This window comes from Candidatus Amarolinea aalborgensis (genome assembly GCF_900491745.1).
Classification (GTDB): domain Bacteria; phylum Chloroflexota; class Anaerolineae; order SSC4; family Amarolineaceae; genus Amarolinea; species Amarolinea aalborgensis.
The window spans coordinates 1-19,341 of sequence record NZ_UETR01000052.1; the positions used below are offsets into that span (position 1 = coordinate 1).

Sequence of the window (19,341 nt, forward strand, 5' to 3'; positions counted from 1 at the left end):
GTCCTCCCCAGTTTGAACCTTCACATCCTTGCGGAATAGGTGTTATGGTAGGACTTCCGGGAGGGGCAGATGAAGAGCTTCCGCTTCCGGCGCAGTCACTGCTCTGGCCTGTCCCCCATACAGTTTGGTTGGGTGTGCAAATACCGTTATATGCTCCTCCAATACAAGTCACAGCCTGACCATATGCATTACAGCAGGTTTTGTAAATAGAAGTTCCTATAGCACACCCATCAGAGGTACATTTTCCCGGCCGGAGACCAGTCTGACCCATACAGCTGTCTGTCGCAGGACATTGATCGCGTTGCCAGTGGTATGAACAATAGGTTTCAAAAAAAACGGGATCTGAAGAATCAACAATACATTCAGCATTATGAAAATATGTCCATACCGGCTCACCAACACATACAGATGCAGAGCTACCTGAAACACAACATACGTTTGGAGGCGCCGGCACAGTGCAGCCGTCAGGACGACACAAAGCGCCTGGAGCACAATCAGGGTCCGGATTATCCGGATCCCCTGAAGCTTCACAATGACAGTCGTCTGCACAACTCCGCGCCTGAACAGTAAAAAAGGTCGAATATCGATGAAGTATGTTTACAAAACTTAAAACAAGAAAAACTGCAATTACTATTGTAAAAAATTGTCTCATAACGGAATAAAATCAGATACATTAATCGGTATTATTGGATTTATTTTGTTGTCTAAATGCCGAATAGAAATAATCAGGTTTAGTCCGGACTGATCAATGCGTCCCTCTCGCACTCCTCCGATTTTACCTCCTTGTTTTACAGCGTCATATCGAGTAAAGTCCTGTCCGGTTATCTGATAAACCGCTTCTGTTTGCTTTTCTTTGTTTTCCAAAATAATAAGCGGTTTGCGTCCTTTGGAAGATGCAACCCATCCTGGCCGCAATCCTCCGCTAAATATAGCATATAAAGGTGTACCAACTGGCACAGAATACCCAATACCGGTAAATTGACCTTTCACTTTGATCACCTTTCCTTTAGTGCAATATTCTTTTGGCACCGGACATAGTAAAAGAGGTAAAGGAGTTGGTTGTGATGGATTTTGTTTAGCCGTTCGACGAGAAGTTATATAGACAAAGAATAGCAAGATAGTAAAAATAAGTAAGAAAATACCGAGAAACAAAAAATGCTTCATACTCTTCATTATAAAGAAGAAAGTTCAGAGAAGTCAAACTTAATTTCGACAAATAAAGGCGTTCCCGATCATAGAAAGGTTATTAAGAGCAAATGAAGGGCCTGGTCGAGGGGAGGAATTTAAAGCACTTGTAGTTAGTATAGCTTGAACTTGTTGTCCGTTGGGCAAAACCACTTTTCCATTAATTTGTTCAGCCAAGATGGATCCAGGCTGCATAACTTTTGGAGTATCATTAGCATATACTCGTGCTGCTTTTTCAAAAATGACTAAAGGCCCCCAATTATTACCAGCTCGCTCATCGTAAAATTTTATATTTGTCCTGCCTGAAGCCGATCTTAATCTACTAACTTTTATTGGAGTTGGATACGGGTTAACTAAAATACTATCTGGCGGAAGATAATTTAAGGTTAAATAGCTAACTCCCTCAGGAGTTATTAATTCTTGAATTACAGTATTTATTCCCGGTTTAATAGGTAATGGAATTTGCCAGTTCTCAATATTAGAATTTGCTTGTCTCTCTGATAATATTTTCAGAATTATTTGGTTGGTTAAACAAACAACAGGTTTACGAACAAACTCAGGAGGTGGAGGCGCTTTTGTTTCAGGATCTACTGGTCCGCTCACTTTAGTTAACACCAACACTGATCTAACATTTCCAACTTCTTCTCCCACTTTTACACCATAGGGATTACCCTTTTCCGCAACATACTTTCCATCCACAAGCTTCAACCCCTCAATCACCGGCGCTGCGAGTGCTTCTGGAGTAGAAGTTGCAGTAGGGGCTTCTGTTGGAGTTGCAGCATCTGTTGGTTCTGCAGTTTTTGCTGGAGGAGTTGGAGTTGCAGGAGGAGGTGGTGTTTCTGATGGAGGAGGTAGAGTTCCTGTTGGAGTTGGAGGAGGTGTTGGGATTGCTTCTGTCGCTGTTGCCGCCGGATTTGGAGAAACGCCGGCGGTTGGTGAGCCTGTTGATTCTGGAGGTTCCGTGGATGGAACGACGGTCGTAGGCGAAGCCGGGGTATCCGACCTGACCGCCGGGGTGACGGTTTCAGCTGCGCGGCCGGCGCTGGGCGTCGGCCCGCCGCACGCGCTCAGGACGAGCAGCATGCAGACAGCGAGCCAGGCTATGTATAGCAAATGACGCTGCATTTTCATCGTTGTCCTCCAAGCGCCAGGGTGACAGGGAGCCTGACCGGTGTTGAGCGTTGGCTGTATGAGCTCGAGCGTGGTCATTGTGCACCTATCGGGGCGCCCTCCCAGGTTGTCGCAAGTCACAGTCCGATTATAGCCCACCCAGCGGGCCGCGGCAAGGGCATGACCCGCCGGGATAGCAATTCCACATAGGTAGTCAGGTATTTAATCACCATAACCACTGGCCAGAGTCAAAAGTAGACCCAACGTAAGAAGCTCTCCAGAGGCGCGGGTGCATTTCAGTTTAGGGGAAAAGGAGTGGTATAATCTAGGGAAGCTATGGGAAAAACTGGCGGTAGGAGAATGAAGGGCAACCGTCAGAGGCGGGGTGTATTTCAATTTCGGGGCGCAGCGCACGCAGGTAAGTTTCGCAGTGGTTGCCGCGATCGTTCGGCTGAGACCTCGGCGAGCTCGGTCGAGCCGCTCACGACGAAGCCTCAATCGCCCGGCCCTGCCCAGTTTGAATGGCGCCCGATGCGTTGTTGATACGCTTGAGTCAGCCGTAAATCCAGTCGCGCCATGTCGTCTAACCATGAAAGGGCTGTCACATGACCCCATTTCTGCAGCTTGTCTTTTGTCTGATGGTGATCATCACAGCGGCAAAAACCGGCGGCTGGTTGGCCAACCGCCTGCATCAGCCAGCCGTCCTGGGCGAACTGCTGGTTGGCGTCTTCCTCGGCCCCAGCGTGCTTGATCTTCTCCACTTGCCGTTTCTGGCCAATCCGGTTGAGCCGCACCTGCTGACCGAAGCCGTCTACGAGTTGGCTGAGTTGGGGGTGGTCTGCCTGATGTTCCTGGCCGGTTTGGAGGTGGACGTGCGCGAGATGCGGCGCGCGGGACGCGTGGCGACGCTGGCAGGCGTCAGCGGCGTGATCGCGCCGCTGGCCCTGGGCGCACTGGTCGTACTGCCTTTCGGCTACCAGGGCAATGCCGCGCTCTTCGTCGGCATGATTCTCACGGCCACCAGTGTGAGCATCAGCGCGCAAACCCTGCTCGAGTTGGGGATGCTGCGCAGCCGTGAGGGCATTGCGCTCCTCGGCGCGGCTGTCGTGGATGACGTGCTGGTCATCCTGTTGTTATCCATCTTTGTCGCCGTGGCCACCAGCAGCGCAGGGCTGGCCGCGGTGCCGCTCATCCTGCTGCGCATGGTCATTTACCTGGGCGCGGCGGGAGCCGTCAGCTTCCTGCTTCTGCCGCGGCTGGCCGACTGGGTGGACCGCCAATCCATCAGCGAGGGGTTGGCGGCGCTGGTCTTGGTCGTGGCCCTGGCCTTTGCCTGGACGGCCGAAGTGGGCGGCGGTCTGGCTGCGATCACGGGCGCGTTCATTGCCGGTGTTGGCTTCGGCCGCAGCCATCTGCACGCCAAGATCACGCGCAGCATGCACACCATCACCTATGCGTTCTTGGTGCCGATCTTTTTTGCCAGTATTGGCCTGAAGACGGACGCCCACTTGCTGACGGGGCCGAATCTCGTGTTGATTGCGGTCCTGGTCGTGGCGGCCGTCATCTCCAAGGTCGTGGGGTGTGGGCTGGGCGCGCGGTTGGGCGGCTTCACGAACCGAGAGTCGCTGCGCGTCGGCCTGGGGATGATCAGCCGCGGCGAGGTGGGCCTGATTGTGGCGGCCGTCGGTGTGGATGCCGGGTTGATTCAACCCGAGCTGTTTTCCAGCATCACATTCATTGTCTTGATTACCACCTTGATTACGCCGCTCCTCCTGCGGCGGGCATTTACTGAAAAAGAGGTAAGTTATGCCTAGTATGGTCGTAGCGGTCTTGCCGAGCCTGGAAAAGAGCCAGGTGGTGCTGAGCGCCTGGGAAGCCTTTGGGGTCACCGGCATCACGATCCTGGAGAGTATTGGACTCCACAAACTGCGGCAGTTGCGCGCGCAGCGCGATGACGTCCCCTTATTCCCTTCATTGCGCCACCTCCTCGAGGAAGAAGAGTATCACCATCGCACGATCTTCGTGGTCGTGGATGACGCCTTTGACCTGGAGGGGCTAATCCGGGTCACTGAAAAGGCGGTCGGCGGCAATTTCAACGCGCCGAACTCCGGCCTGCTCTTTGTCATGCCCGTGACGCGTGTGCTTGGGCTGCGGCCGCATTGGACGCGAGAGCGCAAGTAGACCGGGCACAGACGAAATCTGCACGTTTTTTGTGCTGAGAGGTTGTCAATACTCCAAACAGCGGACTTCATGGATGGAAAGGCGTTTGTTACGGTCGAAGATACCGGCCGCCTCTATCGAGGCTGGCGTTTAGGACAATAGCTGGATGGCGTCCGTTCATCACACACAGACTGGAAGCATCCTTCTTCCGGTGTCCAACCCCAGCCGTGCGGCCAGCCTGGCAGCCACGGCAGCCCGCATCGCCTTGGCTCGATCTGCCCCGGTGATCGTTCTGACCATTGTCTTGCCGACCGATCCCTCGCTTGCGCGACTCGAGGGTGAGACAGGCGCGGATATGCAGCCGGCTTTGCAGACGGCGCTGGTTGTCCTCCACGCAGCCGGCGTGAGCGCGCGTTCGATGGTGCGCGTTGCCGACGACGTCGGTGTGGCCATTCGTCAGACGATCCGCGAGCTGGGCAGCCAGCTGATTGTGCTCGGATGGCGCGGCGAAGCCCAACCCGACGGCAACTATCTCAACGCGGCCCTCGCCGCTGTGTTGGAAGATCCTATCTGCGATGTTGTCATTGTCGGCGGATACGCCCCGCAGCAATTGCAGCGAATCCTCGTGCCGGTTGGCGGCGGACCTCATTCCGCTTTTGCCTTTCGGCTGGCTTCAGAGTTGGCTGGCACTTCTACCCAAGGCTCTACGCAGCATGTGAAGGTAACTGCCCTGCATGTCGTGCCACAGGATTACCATCCCCGCAGCACATTCATTTCCTCGGCTCGTCATCTTGAGCAAATGATCGGTGACCGCCTGCATGACTCAGGTCTGGTTCGCAAAACCGTGGTGGCGAATGACACCGCACAGGCAATCCTGGAAGAGTTTGCGACCGGATACGATGCGGTCTTGATGGGCACCTCACGCGAAGCCTTGATTGACCGGCTGCTGTTTGGGGATCTACCACAACGAGTTGCTGAGGAGAGTCGCGCGACAGTAATCGTGGTTCGACGACGCACCGGGTTTGTGACGCGGGTCCTCCGGCGCGCCTGGCATGGTATCATCGCCGCCATGCCCGCGCTGACCCCCAGTGAGCGAGACGAGGTGCGCACCGTCATCCGGGAGGGTGCGAGGTCTCGCGCCGACTTCTTTGTCATGGTCGCGCTGGCTGCCATCCTGGCAGGTTTGGGTTTGCTCTTGAACAGCCCGGCGGTCATCATCGGCGCTATGCTGGTCGCGCCGCTGATGACCGCCATCGTTGGGCTAGGGTTGGGAATTGTAGAAGGTGACACCGGTCTTCTGAGGATGGCAGTCTGGGCTTCAGCCCGTGGCATACTGCTGGCCATCTTGATTGGCGCCTTGTTGGGTGTGCTTGTGCCGGATGCGGCCACGACGCCTGAAATCATGGCGCGTACGCAGCCGAATGTGCTGGATTTGGGCGTCGCCCTGGCCTCGGGCGCGGCCGGCGCCTACGCGTTGTGCCGCAAATCGGTCTCTGCTGCCCTCGCGGGCATTGCGATTGCCGCCGCACTGGTGCCGCCACTGACCACAGTTGGCATCGGCCTGGCACTCGGTCGTCAAGACATCGCTGGCGGCGCGCTGCTCCTGTTCGTGACGAACTTGATCGCGATTGCTGCGGCCAGCGGGCTATTTTTCCTCTTATTTGGGTTCGCACCGCCTGCCAGGCACAAAACACAGCGCGCTCTGTTGCGCCGAGGACTCTTAGGCGCGCTCATGCTCCTGGCGGCCGTCACCGTGATCCTCGGCATCCTCACGACTCAGACCCTACGTGTCGTGCGCCTCGATCGAGCCATTGACGCAGCGATTCAGGCCGAACTCGAAATTCTGCCTGATACTGAACTCGTCGAAGTGCGGCGTAGCCAGACCGATGATGGCGTCCTACACCTGGCTGTCACCTTGCGGTCGGTCCACCAATTCCCACATGAAACAGCGTTGACATTTCAACGAGACATTGCCACTCGCCTGCAACAGCCGGTCGCGCTCTTGCTCAACGTGATTCCCGCGACCCGACTCGATCCATTGGTGCCGCCGACATTCACGTCAACGCCAACGCCGACTCGAACGCCAACCCCCGGGCCGACGGCTACGACCACCTTCACGCCAACGCCATCACCCCCGCCGTCCCCCACGCTTACGCCGACAGCGACGGCATCCGCTTCACCCAGCGCCACGGCTACCGCGACCGCGCTCTCGACTGTGACGCCGACCGCCACACCGACGACGCTTCCGACGCCGGCGCCAGCCGTGGTGGTCAACACAAGCGGCCGCGGCGCCTGGTTGCGAACAACGCCTGGCGGGTCAATTGCCGGCGCGGTGACGGAGGGCACGGCAGTTTTTCTGTTGGGAGAGCAGATTGAAGCCAACGGGCGGCTGTGGGCACGCGTCTTGATCCCCCGGGGACTTACCGGTTGGATTGCGCTGGATTATCTGAAGCTCGTTAGCGCTACGCGTTAACCCCGTACGAAATTGAGGTACTGGTTTATGCATCGTTCCTTGTCTGTCATTCTCAGCAATCTGCGACGGTGGCTAGAGCGCCAGCAGCCATCTGGCTTGGCCATCCTGAGCGCGATCGGCGTTATTTTAGGCCTCATCACGGGCGCGGGCGTGTGGTTTTTCAAGCAAATGATCGCCTGGACACACACGGCGGCTTACGGCTGGTTGGGTGGGGCGCTCAACCCCCTCGGGCTGTGGACCATGGCGCTGCTACCAGCCCTGGGGGGGTTGCTGGTGGGATTGCTCTGGCACTACTTCGTCGGTGAGGATCGCTACCACGGCGTCTCTGGCATTATGGAGGCTGTCGCTCTAGTCGGTGGGCGCCTGGAGTATCGCCTGGGACTGGTCAAAACCGTGGCCGCTGCGCTCTCCATCGGCGCCGGTGCGTCAGTCGGACCGGAGGACCCCTCGGTTCAGATCGGCGCCAACCTGGGATCCTTTGCTGGGCAGAAACTGCACTTCTCTGATGACTGGATTCGCACCCTGGTGGCCGCAGGCGTTGCGGCTGGGATTGCCGCGGCCTTCAATGCGCCCATCGCCGGTGTCTTTTTCGCGCTCGAAATCGTGCTGGGGGAGATCGTTGGCGGTGGACTGGGTGTGATCGTCCTGGCCGCGGTGACCTCTGCGGTCTTCACGCAGTCCATCTCCGGCCCACAACCAGCTTTTCGCGTGCCCCAGTATGCTTTCCATTCAAGCGCCGAATTGCCGCTCTATTTGGGCCTGGGGATACTGACCGGCCCGGTAGCGGCGCTCTATGTCGGCGCGCTCTTCACCGCCAAGGACTTCTTTCATCGTTGGCGTGCGCCGGTTTGGCTGAAGCCGGCGGCCGCAGGACTAACGGTGGGTATCATAGGAATCTGGTTGCCGCAAGTGCTCGGCACAGGTTACGAGACCATTGACGCCATCTTCAACGGCCAGCAAATGACGGTGCTTTTGCTCGTGACGCTGCTAATAGCCAAGCTGGTAATGACCGCTGTCAGCATCGGTGGTGGCTTTCCGGGCGGCGTGTTTGCTCCGTCCCTTTTTCTGGGCGCCACGCTAGGAACCGCCTACGGCTTGGTCGCGCAGCGGCTCTTCCCGGCGCTGCTCATTGCGCCCCCAGCTTATGCCATGGTGGGCATGGCTGCCGTACTGGCTGCCGCCGTACACGCCCCCCTGACCGCCATTATTCTACTGTTCGAGATGACTCAAGACTACCGCATCATTCTGCCGGTGATGTTTGCCGTGGTGGTTGGTCTGTTCGTGGCGCAACGATTGCGTCGCGACTCTGTCTATACTCTGGGACTTGCGCGCAAGGGGCTGCGCCTACAACGGGGTCGCGACGTGGAGGTGCTGGAAGGCATCACGGTCGGCGAGGTCATGGAGACGAACATTGTCACGCTGCGCGAAACGTACCCACTCGCCACGGCAGCCGACCTTTTTGCACGGACGCGCCACCATGGACTGCCTGTCGTGAATGACGCGGGTGATCTGGTTGGTATCCTCACGGTACAGGACCTGGAACAGGCACGAAACGAAAATGATGACTCGATCTGCACGGTGGGCGATGTGTGCACGCGCGAGATGCTGGTGGCGCATCCCGAGGAAAGCATTGGTTCTGCGCTGCGGCGCATGAGCATCCGCGATGTCGGCCGCCTGCCGGTTGTGGACCCACGCAATCCACGTCTGCTGCTGGGCGTATTGCGCCGTATTGATCTGGTCCGCGCGTATGATCTGGCCCTCACGCGCCGCTCGTCGCTGCGCCATCGCGCGCATCAGGCCAAGCTTAACGCCGTTTCGGGCGAGGCGGTTTCCGTTGAGGAGATAGCAGTGGAAGCAGGGGCGGCGTGCGATGGCCAGCGCATCCAAGACGTGCCCTGGCCACGGGATTGCGTAGTCGCCAGCCTGCGACGCGGTCGGCGCGTGCTCATCCCGCATGGCGATACGCTCCTGCAGGCGGGTGACATCCTGGTCGTCGTGGCAGAGGAGCAGACGCGCGAGGCGCTGCAACGCCTCTGCCAGGGGTAATTTGCCCTGCGTGCGAGCTAAGCTGTGGCGCGTGATAGGGGCGCGGGAACCATCCCGCACTGGCTTACGTCTCGATGGCGCACTCGAAAGGAGGTGCTGCTATGAACTACCGTCTAGCCAGGCGCTTCTGGCTTACAACCTGTCTGTTCATCCTGCTCGCCCAACTCGTGACCGGCTGTGAACCGGCGTCAGTGAGGGCGCAACCCGAACCACCCCCGGCGCCTGCCACCCCCGCCCCGGCGGAAGACTTGGCCCAGCTCGCGGCCGGGCAAAATAGGTTCGCGACCGACCTGTATCAGCGGCTGCGTGACACCCCGGGCAATCTTTTCTTTTCCCCCTACAGCCTGGCCACGGCGCTGACGATGACCTATGCCGGCGCACGCGGCAACACCCAGGCCCAAATGGCGCAGGTGCTGCACATCACGCTGCCGGATGCCAGGCAGCATGCAGCCGCGGCCACCCTGAACTGGGCGCTCTACCCCGCGCAGCAAAGCAGCGCGCGGCTCAACACGGCCAATGCCCTGTGGGCCCAACTCGACCTGCCGCTGCAAGCAGACTTTGTGGCCCTGATGAAGCAGCACTACGGCGCCGGCGTCAAGCCGACCGACTTCAAGCAGGCGCCGGAAGCCGCGCGCGTGGCCGTCAACGATTGGGCGAGTTTCCAAACCGCCGGCAAGATCACGGACCTGGTTCCGCCCGGTATGATCAGCGCGGACACCCGATTGGTGCTGGCGAATGCCATCTACTTCAAGGCGGATTGGCTTCTGCCGTTCGACAAGGCGCTCACGCGAGACGAGCCGTTCATCCGCCTGGACGGCAGCGAACGCCGCGTCCCCATGATGTTCATGCAAAAACCTGCCGATCTCGCCTACGGCGCCGGCGACGGCTACCAGGCTGTTACCCTGCAGTACACGGATACGTTGATTGCCATGACGGTCATCGTGCCGGACCGCGGGCGCCTGGAGACTGTCGAAGCGGGTCTGAGCGCGGACTGGCTGCGCAGCAGCATGGGTTCCATGACCTCACGCAAGGTCGCGCTGGGCCTGCCCAAATTCCGCTTTGGCTCGACCTTCTCTGTCGCGGATGTGCTGGGCGAGCTGGGCATGCCCGACGCCGTCACGCCTGGCAAGGCTGATTTTTCCGGCATGGACGGCGCGCGCGATCTCTCCATCGGCGCGGTGCTGCACAAGGCCGTGGTGGAGGTGGATGAGAAGGGCACCGTGGCGGCCGCCGCCTCGGCCGTGGAGATGAGGCTGACCTCGATTCAAGTAGAGGAGGAGCCGATCCACCTCACCGTTGACCGCCCCTTCCTGGTGGTGATCCACGACCGACAGACCGGCGCGATCCTCTTCCTGGGCCGCGTGGTGGACCCGGCTTAAAATTTCAGCAACGTCCCCGGCGCGGGCCGCATGAAAGCGCATCGAACGGCGCTTTCGTGGGGCGTGCCGGGGACGGGGTTTCCGGTGAACGGCGGTTCCGAGGCACGATATACCTTCATCTCTGATCGCTTGTAGAAGCTGCCAGCCCAACGCCCCTGACGCCGGGCGTCAACGCAAAGGAAGCCCTGACTGTCGAGCAATGGACTGCCCTGCAACAGTACACGCGGCTGGGCGCGCAGGTACAAAAACTCGACCGCCTACGCCAGCGGGCAAAACACCAAGAAGCGTGACAGACAAGAAGCCGGATGCAAGATACATCCGGCCTTCCTACGACGGCTCTATGGGCCGCCGCAGGCGATTTGACAAATCTGCAGACGCCCTCAATAATACAGACAGATGAGTGCATATCAGCGTGCCCCCCCGAATCCCGCCGCATAGCGCATATTTCGCTCCAATTCGGAGCGTGCATGCCTATGTTCCACGTCACACCCATGCAATGGGGAGAATATGCTCACCAATACAAGCCAGTATCAATTCATCGTCATAGAAGGCATTGACGGAGTTGGCAAAACAACTACCGCCAAGCGGCTCAGTGACCGTTTGCCAGCGCATTATTACAAACTACCGCCAGCGTTGCTTGAGCATTGCCACCTTGTTGGAGATGAATACAACACGCAATCCTTGAGAACCTTCATTGATGAACTCGCTTTCACTTTGCCGCACGCACGATTTCTGTTCTACCTTCTTGGGCTGGTGAAAGCCACTCAGGAAATTCAAGATTTACTTCTCAGCGGGCATGTAGTCGCAGATCGCTACCTATCCTCCACTTTAGCCCATCATTGGGCAATTGACCCAAATCTCAAAAAGGCAGATTTGAGTTGGCTTTCTATCCTGAAACCAGACCTTGAATTTTTGCTAGTTATACATGACAGAAAAGAACATGAAAGAAGGATTTCAGAGCGCACAGGTGTGCGGTCAGATTTCCTTTTAGAAAGTGATCGAGATTATCTATTTCAGGTTCAAGAACAATTCATAGAACTTAATCTAATTCAGGTAGATGTCAGCCATCGCTCTGTGGAAATCATAGTTGACGAGTTGGTAAAGCAGGTAAAAAGCAATGGAACCCAAAGATTTTTATAACACGCTCTTTCAGAAAACAGCCAATTCGGTTTCAATTCCTTTAAGGACATTGCGTTTAAAAGTAACTGATAGATGCGCTTGGAATTGCTGGTTTTGCCACAATGAAGGTTCAGGAGAGCGTAATCCTCAAGAAGTGGGAGATGTAGAGTGGAATGAAGAATTAGCCAAAGTTCTTACTACGCTTAAGAAGGATTTAAGCATCAATGAAATACACCTAACTGGCGGTGAGCCAACTGCTCATCCTGCTTTGCCTATGCTAATTTACAGCATGAAACAAGCCGGGTTTCATGTGACGGCGACAAGTATAGGCTGTCCGAAAGAACGACTGAAGGTTCTAATTGAAAGTGGTTTGGACAGGCTTAATTTTAGTTTTCACGCATTAGACGCGGAAGTTTTGCGTTCGACGCAAACAAATCATTCTTTAGCATGGTCTGAAAAGCAACTCAATCAACAACTTGAAGCCATCAGTTTAGCAAAGGAGTTAGGAGCAGAAGTAAAATTAAATACTGTCTGCTCGAGTTCTAAAGATTACCCTAGAGTTCTAGCGGTCATTGAGTGGGCACGGGTGAACCAAATCCCGCTACGATTATTGCCTGAACTTGGGAACGCTCAACAATCTATTCGGGCAATAATTGCGCTCTGCAACCAAATCGGAGCGATTGAGATTAGTCGTCGCTATACTAATGGGAGTTCAAATTCGACGATATTTTTTCGTCTCCCTAATGGTTATACTCTTGGATTTAAGTTCATTCATGAAGTGTATTTGAGCCAAACTATGTGCTTGGGTTGCCCGATAAAGCAAAAGAACCAATGCACGGAGAAATTTTACGGGATTAGACTTGAAAAAAGGCTTGCCAATGAGAAATGGCGTTTATTTATACGCCTTTGCCTACATCGCACGGAAACGGACTCTTATTTAGCACCCGATGAATTTCTCGGAAGTAAGCAATACGCTGAAATTCAGCGGCTCGTAACACAGACGGGATAATCATTCACCGACATTTTCAATGGAGGTAAAGGCATGGATGCTGATATTAACGAATTGCTCGAAAGAAGGAAGAAACTCAAAGCATCTCTCATTGTCGCCGAAGAAACCCGCAACCAGATGGAAGGGAAAATGCAATCTCGATATGATACGCAGAAGGAAGAATGGGCTTTACAATGCGATATCTACGAGAACCAGATTGAGCAAATAGATAAACTGCTGGCTAAACTTCAAAAATTGAAGGATACGCCAACTGAGCCGACTCAAGACACCGTTATTCTTGGCTCACAAGTGGAACTCCGGATTGATGACGACGATCCAGTGACTTATATTCTGCTTGACGAAAGTGGTGGGTATAAATTGAAAGGCATATCCACTCTATCTACAAAGTCGCCTATCGGAAAAGCAATTCTAGGTATTAAGGCAGGTGAAACAATTTTCGTGGCTGTTCGCGGCATCAAGACAATGGTTCAGATTATTAGTTTGGCAACAGTAATCAAGGAAGATGAAAATGCGCTCACTGTGCCAATGACGGCTGAGACAGATTAAAGGCCAAATTCATTGTACAATTCAGAGAATGAGAGTTGTACATGTAAGACGCCAAGACCGTTCAACCGAGCAATGACGGCCCATCAGAGGCCACCATCTTCAGCACGGCGAACCGGGAAGTGCTTCCGAAAGCCGAATGGCGGCGGTTCACCGCGGAATTCAAGTTGCGCATTTTAGCCGAAGCCGTCAGTTGCACGAAGCCTGGCGAAATCGGTGTGCTGCTGCGGAGCGAAGAGTTGTATCGGTCGCACCTGGACAAGTGGCGTTAGCCCAAACGCCAATCAAGAAACCCTGAGAGAACCTACCCCCAGGGCTTTTCTACAGCAATTCCATTGGCCCACTCGCAAGCCGCTTCCGCCTTCGCGTCCTCGCCGCATTGGCCGCGTCATGCCGCGCGTCATACCTCAAATGACACCGCTGGCACAACGCACGCAGATTATCCTCCGAGCAATTCATCGGATCATAGTCAAGATGCGCCACGGTCAGCTCTCGCCCTCGTTCTCCAACCGCCGCGGCGGCTACTTCTTTCACCAGGGGCTTTACCGACTGCGCAAAGGCACAGTTTCTGTGGTATACTTCGGGGCGCTAATCACCAGACGTGGGCAAGGACAAACGCTCGATGCGCCAGGAACTCGATATTTACATTCGTGCCCGCTATCCGCTGTTGTACGTGGTGACCGCGGAAGAGGAACGCGCGTTGGCCGAAATTCAGAAGCTGGCCGATGAATCCAAGACGCGCAAGCAGGTGATTGCCTGGTCGTGTACGGAAGGCTTCGTCAACCAGGCCAACGGCCGTAAGGATCAGACCAAGCGCGATCCGCTGGTCGCGCTCAACAGCATCATGGAGGACAGCACCCCGACGCTGGTCATTCTGCGCGACTTTCACCCGTTTTTCGAGAATCACGAGATTGTGCGCAAGCTGCGCGACCTGGCCCAGGCTCTGCAAAAGGGCCATCGCACCGTGATTCTGCTCTCGCCCGTGCTGCGCATCCCACCAGAGTTGGAAAAAGAAATCACCGTCATTGACTTCAGTCTGCCCAATGAAGCCGAATTGAATGACCTGTATGAGCGCGCGGTGCAGACGCTGGAGGCTGACGGCAAGGCCCGTATTCAGCTCGATCGCCGCGAGCGCGAACGCCTGGCCAAAGCGGCCCTGGGGCTGACCCTGTCCGAAGCCGAGAAGGCGCTGGCCAAGGCGATCATCATGGCCGGCGGCCGCCTGGATGGTCGCGCGGTGGAGGCAGTGATCGCCGAAAAGAAGCAGATCATCCGCAAGTCGGGTTTGCTGGAATTCTACGACACCTCGGAGACGCTGACCGATGTGGGGGGCCTGGATGTGCTCAAGGAATGGCTGCGCAAGCGGGTGCGCGCCTTTTCCGCGGAGGCGCGCGCGTTTGGCCTGCCGGAGCCGCGCGGCATCTTGCTCGTGGGCGTCCAGGGCTCAGGCAAATCGCTGATGGCCAAGGCGGTCGCCAACGCCTGGCGCCTGCCGCTGCTGCGCCTGGACGTGGGACGCCTCTTTGCCAGCCTGGTCGGTTCATCCGAAGAGAATCTGCGCACCGCGATTCGGGTGGCGGAATCCATTGCGCCGTGCCTGCTGTGGGTGGACGAGATCGAAAAGGGCTTTTCCGGCGTCGGCAGCTCGAACGTCAGCGATGCGGGGACCGCGGCGCGTGTCTTTGGCAGCTTCGTCACCTGGCTGCAAGAGAAAAAGGCGCCCGTGTTTGTCGTTGCCACCGCCAACCTGGTGGATCAACTGCCGCCGGAACTGGTGCGCAAGGGACGCTTCGACGAGATTTTCTTTGTGGACTTGCCGATGGCCTCAGAACGGGAGGATATCTTCCGCATTCACCTGCGCAAACGCAACCGCGACCCGCAGCAGTTCGATGTGTCAACCCTGGCAATGTCGAGCGAGGGCCTCAGCGGCGCGGAGATCGAGCAGGCTGTCGTGGCCGGGCTGTACGAAGCCTTCGACGAGGGCCGGCCGCTGGCGACGGACGACATGATCAGTGTGCTGGCCGAGACGATTCCGCTGTCGCAAATGATGGAAGAAACCGTCAACGCGCTGCGTGCGTGGGCCAAACACCGCGCGCGGCCGGCGTCGTCGCAAACCCGCTTGTTTTGAGCGAGCATTGAACAGAGCCTATGCTTGAACGATTCGAATGGCTGGAGATTCCGGCCGAGACACAGGCGCCCAAGAAGCGCCGCTCCACGGCCGATGACGTGGTTTTGGGCAAGCGCTGCCCGGCGTGCGGCTGGCTCGATGAGGAGACCGCGCTGGAGTGCTTCCGCTGCGGGCATCGTTACAACCGCCAGACGCAGTTAGTCAGCGCGATCGAAGCGCTCGGCGTGCAGCTGCCGCCGCGCCTCATCGAAGGGCACAAGGAGCTGGCGCGCTTCCTGCGCCAGCAAGAGCCGGCCAGCCTTGACCTGTTTCATCTGCGCGTGCGCGCGGAGACGCTGCGCCTGTCACGCGGCTTCGATGAGTTGATCTGCCTGGAAGATATCGCGGTGGATCACTACGACCATCAGTTGGACACGGCCCGCCGCGCCCTGCGTGACATGCGCGGGCGCGCGCTGCTCGCCGATGAGGTCGGCCTGGGCAAGACGATCGAGGCCGGCATCATCATGAAGGAATTGATCGAGCGCGGGCTGGCGCAAACGATCCTGGTATTGACGCCCGCGTCGCTCACCGAGCAGTGGCGTGAGGAACTGGAGAACAAATTCCGTGAGCCTTTCACCATTCTGGATGCTGCGGCCGACTGGCGCGGCGTGGCCGGGGCCACCGCGGGGCGTTGGATCGTTTCCCTGGACACGGCCAAACAGACCAACCGCGCCGCTTTCCTGTTGGAACGTGATTACGATCTGTTGATTGTGGATGAGGCGCACAAGCTGAAGAATCGCAGCACCGTGGCCTGGCGCTTTGTGAACCAGATTCGCAAGCGCTATGTCCTCATGCTGACCGCCACGCCGGTGCAGAACGATCTGACGGAACTGTACAGCCTGGTCACGATCCTGTCGCCGGGGCACCTGGGCACGGTGCGCGGTTTCCGGCGGCAGTATTTCGATCAACGCGACGGGCGCCAGCCCCGCAACGCGCCCGCGCTGCGCCGCCTCCTGAACGATGTGATGATCCGCAATCAACGCAGCAAAGTGACCGTGCGCCTCCCTGCCCGCCGTGCGGCCGTTTATCATTTGAACTTGTCCGAGCCTGAGCTGGAGCTGTATCGGCAGGTCACGCAGTACATTCGTGAAGAGTTTCAGCAGGAGGCGGGGAGCAAACATCTGCGCCTGGTGCTGCTGACATTGCAGCGCGAGCTGTGCAGCAGTCCACAGGCCGTGGTTGGCACCCTGGAGAAGCTGGTCAGCGACGCGCAGTATCCAGAGGCAACGCGCCGGCGACTGACCGCATTCCTGGCGCTGGCGCAGACGATTGGCGAAAGCCGCAAGGTGAACGCGGTGCGCGAGATTCTGGAGCGCTTCCCGGGCAAGTTCCTGATCTTCACCGAGTATCGGCACACGCTGGAACAGATTGTCAGCCAGCTGCGCGCGTGGAATATCGCCGCGGCTCCTTTCCATGGCGGCATGAACGTCTTTCAGAAAGAAGATGCGGTGCGCGCCTTTGAAAAGGACACCCGCGTGCTGGTCAGCACGGAGTCGGGCGCGGAAGGGCGCAACTTGCAGTTTTGCCATCAACTCATCAACTATGACCTGCCCTGGAACCCCATGCGCGTCGAGCAGCGCATCGGCCGCCTGCACCGCCTGGGCCAAAAGCATGAGGTCAGCATCTTCAACCTCTCCAGCAACGAAACAGTCGAATCGCACATCCTCGATCTGCTGGCCTACAAGATTCGCATGTTCGAACTGGTCATCGGCGAGCTGGATCTGATCCTGGGCACGCTCGATGCCCACAAGAGCTTCGAGGACCTGGTGCGTGAGGCCTGGCAGGGCAGCCGCAGCGAGGATGATCTGGCCGCGCGCATGGGCGCGATCGGCAGCGCCATCGAGCGCGCCCGTCGCGAATTCACGGCGATTCGAGAATCGAGCGATTTGCTCAACACCTGGTTGGAGAATTAGCTGGCCGGTGACGGCGCGCGGCGCAGTCAACCGGCGCCAGGCATCAATCCCGGAGTTCCCGGTGGATCTTTCAGTCTGATGGCACGTAAAAAAGCAGCACCCAAAACCCCAACCGAGTCGCCTCTGCGCCAACTGGCGCTGGAGTTCTTCCACCTGTTTGGCGCGGATGTGCAAGCCAACGGCAGCAGCCCCATCACGGTGGCGTTGACGCCAGATCTGGCGGCCCATTTTGGCAAACCGGCCCTCAGCCTGGTGTTTTCGACGGCCGAGTTGTCGCCCTATCATGACCTGGTGGCCTACGGCAGCCGGGTGTTCGACCGCATGATGACCTACATCGCCAATCACGGCTCGATGGCGCGCGAGACGCTGCCGGCGCATTTCCCAGAGTTGGCCGTCAGTCGCTTGCCTGGCGAATTGACGCTGGCCGGCTGCGATCTGGCGCACAGCTCGGGCAAGGGCGGCTGGCGCTGCTTGATCCAGTTCAATTTTCATATCAGCTATCGCGCGGATGACAAGCGCGAAGAGGTCTTCTCGGTGTCCCTGGATGAGGACGGCCAACCGGCGCCCAACATGGGCGACCTCTTGGCGCAAGCTGCCCCGGCCGCGGCCAACGTGGCGGCGCCCAAGCTCGAATTGCTGATCGAACTGGCGCAGCAAGCCCAGAAGCTGGCTCTTTTTCATGCCGATCAGCAGTGCGGCGAGATGGAGCAGGACATTCTGCCGCGCCTGCACGTCATCCTCTCGCGGCTGGTCACTTATTATGAGCAGCAGGCGCTCGAAATTCAGGAGCGCGGCGATGACCCTGACTACGCCGCCAATCAGCGCGAGGCGCTGCGGGCTGATCTGCAGCGCAAGATCGCCGAAGAACTTGAGAACCATCGTCTGCGTGTGGCGGTGACGCTTTTCAGCCTGGCGCAGGTGATGCAGCCAACCTGGGAGCACAGCCTGACGCTGCGCAGCCGCGCCGGCGGCGCGACCCTCAAGCTGCCGTTGACGCGCAATCTCTACACAGGCCAGCTCGCCCTGCCTGTTTGCCACGCCTGCGACCTCCCGACCGCGGTCGTGGGGGTTTGCGCGCACGAGCATGTCAGTTGTCCGACCTGCCTGGCGCATTGCCACGCCTGCGCCCGAGACATCTGCCTGGAGTGCGGGGTGCAGGGGTGCACCGTGTGCAAGGAGCTGCTTTGTCAAGACTGCGCCGTCACCTGCCCGGCCTGTGGCCAATGGGCCTGTCGCGAACACGCCGCGCGCTGCCCGGTGTGTCAAGAGACCACCTGCTTTGCCTGTCAGGATGCCTGCGCGCAGTGCGGGGTGCGCCAGTGCAAGAGCCATCTCGTGGCCGATTACCTGGCGCCGGGCGCGCTGCTGTGTTCAGCTTGCGCGGTCATCTGCCCTCACTGCGGGCGCCCCAGCGCACAGACAGCTCACTGCGACTTTTGCGGCCAGGTTTTCTGCCGCGGCTGCACCGACGCCTGCTACGCCTGCGGCAAAATCTACTGCCAGCCCCATCTGCTGGCAGACCCGATCAACGGCGGCGCGGTGTGCAAACGCTGTGTGATTCCCTGCCCCCACTGCGGCATGGAGACCGCCTCGCTGACCATCTGTGCGGTCTGCGGCGTCAAACAGTGTACATCATGTCTGCAAGGTTGTGCAGAATGTGGTACAATGGTGTGCGAGGATCATCGGGAACGTTGCACGCTGTGTGGGCGTTTGCACTGTGAGCTGCACAGCGACCGCTGCCACATGGATGGAAAAACGGTGTGCGTCGCGCACAGCTTTGCCTGTCCGGTCTGCGGCGGAACGGTGTGCCATGGCCATCAGAAGTTCTGCATCGTGTGCAGCATGGCCTATTGCCCTGACTGCATCAACCTGGACAACGGCGTCTGCGCCACGTGCCAACAGTTGGAGGACTCGGAGCCGATCAACCTGGCGCAAGAACCGGCCGGTCATGACCCGGATGTGGCCGCGCTGGCGACAGCCTATACCTGGCGTGCGGCCAGCAACCGCGCTTACATCGTTTATGTTGGCACGCGGTTGATGGGGCAAATGACGTTGGTCGCCAACCATGATGGCAAAGTGGTGCACACAGCGCATGTCAAACGGCTGGAGTCGCTCATCAAGTGGGGCCGGCGTTTGTTGGGATGAAGCAGGATGGAACACGACCAGTTCTTCAAAACGCTATTACGCGCGTTCTTGGCCGAATTCTTGGATCTCTTTTTTCCAGATATCAAGGCGCG

General features: G+C 57.9%; 14 protein-coding genes and 1 pseudogene. 13 read left to right on the plus strand and 2 right to left on the minus strand.

Annotation, left to right across the window (positions count from 1 at the left end):
- Positions 1-648: 648 nt before the first annotated feature.
- Together ACPQ6D_RS22475 and ACPQ6D_RS22480 are read right to left on the minus strand one after the other, a co-directional pair.
- Positions 649-1,164 (minus strand): hypothetical protein, encoded by a 516-nt coding sequence (locus ACPQ6D_RS22475; protein WP_423226594.1) that lies wholly within the window; start codon positions 1,162-1,164, stop codon positions 649-651.
- A gap of 39 nt (positions 1,165-1,203) precedes the next feature.
- Positions 1,204-1,884: a hypothetical protein gene (locus ACPQ6D_RS22480; RefSeq protein ID WP_423226595.1), complete on the minus strand. Its 681-nt coding sequence runs from the start codon at positions 1,882-1,884 to the stop codon at positions 1,204-1,206.
- A 68-nt stretch (positions 1,885-1,952) separates the two neighbouring features.
- On the opposite strand from ACPQ6D_RS22480, the gene ACPQ6D_RS22485 reads away from it, so the two are divergent.
- From ACPQ6D_RS22485 to ACPQ6D_RS22545, 13 genes and pseudogenes are all read left to right on the plus strand, one after another.
- Positions 1,953-2,168 carry a hypothetical protein gene (locus ACPQ6D_RS22485; protein ID WP_423226596.1) on the plus strand — a complete coding sequence of 72 codons (216 nt, stop codon included), beginning with the start codon at positions 1,953-1,955 and terminating at the stop codon, positions 2,166-2,168.
- A 732-nt stretch (positions 2,169-2,900) separates the two neighbouring features.
- Positions 2,901-4,109 carry a cation:proton antiporter gene (locus tag ACPQ6D_RS22490; protein ID WP_423226597.1) on the plus strand — a complete coding sequence of 403 codons (1,209 nt, stop codon included), beginning with the start codon at positions 2,901-2,903 and terminating at the stop codon, positions 4,107-4,109.
- On the plus strand, positions 4,102-4,476 hold the full coding sequence (locus ACPQ6D_RS22495) for a hypothetical protein (RefSeq protein ID WP_423226598.1): 375 nt from the start codon (positions 4,102-4,104) through the stop codon (positions 4,474-4,476). Before ACPQ6D_RS22490 ends, ACPQ6D_RS22495 begins: the two co-directional genes overlap by 8 nt.
- A 145-nt stretch (positions 4,477-4,621) precedes the next feature.
- A complete protein-coding gene (locus tag ACPQ6D_RS22500) occupies positions 4,622-6,928 on the plus strand; it encodes a DUF389 domain-containing protein (protein ID WP_423226599.1) in 2,307 nt (768 codons plus the stop codon).
- 27 nt (positions 6,929-6,955) lie between these two features.
- Positions 6,956-8,974: a chloride channel protein gene (locus ACPQ6D_RS22505; RefSeq protein ID WP_423226600.1), complete on the plus strand. Its 2,019-nt coding sequence runs from the start codon at positions 6,956-6,958 to the stop codon at positions 8,972-8,974.
- Between the two features lie 101 nt (positions 8,975-9,075).
- Positions 9,076-10,353, plus strand: a complete 1,278-nt coding sequence (locus ACPQ6D_RS22510) for a serpin family protein (protein ID WP_423226601.1) — start codon at positions 9,076-9,078, stop codon at positions 10,351-10,353.
- A gap of 507 nt (positions 10,354-10,860) precedes the next feature.
- A complete protein-coding gene (locus ACPQ6D_RS22515; protein ID WP_423226602.1) occupies positions 10,861-11,493 on the plus strand; it encodes a dTMP kinase in 633 nt (210 codons plus the stop codon).
- Positions 11,471-12,481: a radical SAM protein gene (locus tag ACPQ6D_RS22520; RefSeq protein ID WP_423226603.1), complete on the plus strand. Its 1,011-nt coding sequence runs from the start codon at positions 11,471-11,473 to the stop codon at positions 12,479-12,481. Before ACPQ6D_RS22515 ends, ACPQ6D_RS22520 begins: the two co-directional genes overlap by 23 nt.
- Positions 12,482-12,514: 33 nt before the next feature.
- Positions 12,515-13,027 (plus strand): GreA/GreB family elongation factor, encoded by a 513-nt coding sequence (locus ACPQ6D_RS22525; protein WP_423226604.1) that lies wholly within the window; start codon positions 12,515-12,517, stop codon positions 13,025-13,027.
- A 95-nt stretch (positions 13,028-13,122) separates the two neighbouring features.
- Positions 13,123-13,293, plus strand: a pseudogene (locus ACPQ6D_RS22530) (IS3 family transposase); the annotation flags it as partial.
- A gap of 353 nt (positions 13,294-13,646) precedes the next feature.
- A complete protein-coding gene (locus tag ACPQ6D_RS22535; RefSeq protein WP_423226605.1) occupies positions 13,647-15,152 on the plus strand; it encodes an AAA family ATPase in 1,506 nt (501 codons plus the stop codon).
- A 20-nt stretch (positions 15,153-15,172) separates the two neighbouring features.
- Entirely contained in the window at positions 15,173-17,104 is a 1,932-nt protein-coding gene (locus ACPQ6D_RS22540; RefSeq protein ID WP_423226606.1) for an SNF2-related protein, read from the plus strand.
- Between the two features lie 78 nt (positions 17,105-17,182).
- Positions 17,183-19,249, plus strand: a complete 2,067-nt coding sequence (locus ACPQ6D_RS22545; RefSeq protein ID WP_423226607.1) for a hypothetical protein — start codon at positions 17,183-17,185, stop codon at positions 19,247-19,249.
- The last annotated feature ends 92 nt before the right edge of the window (positions 19,250-19,341 follow it).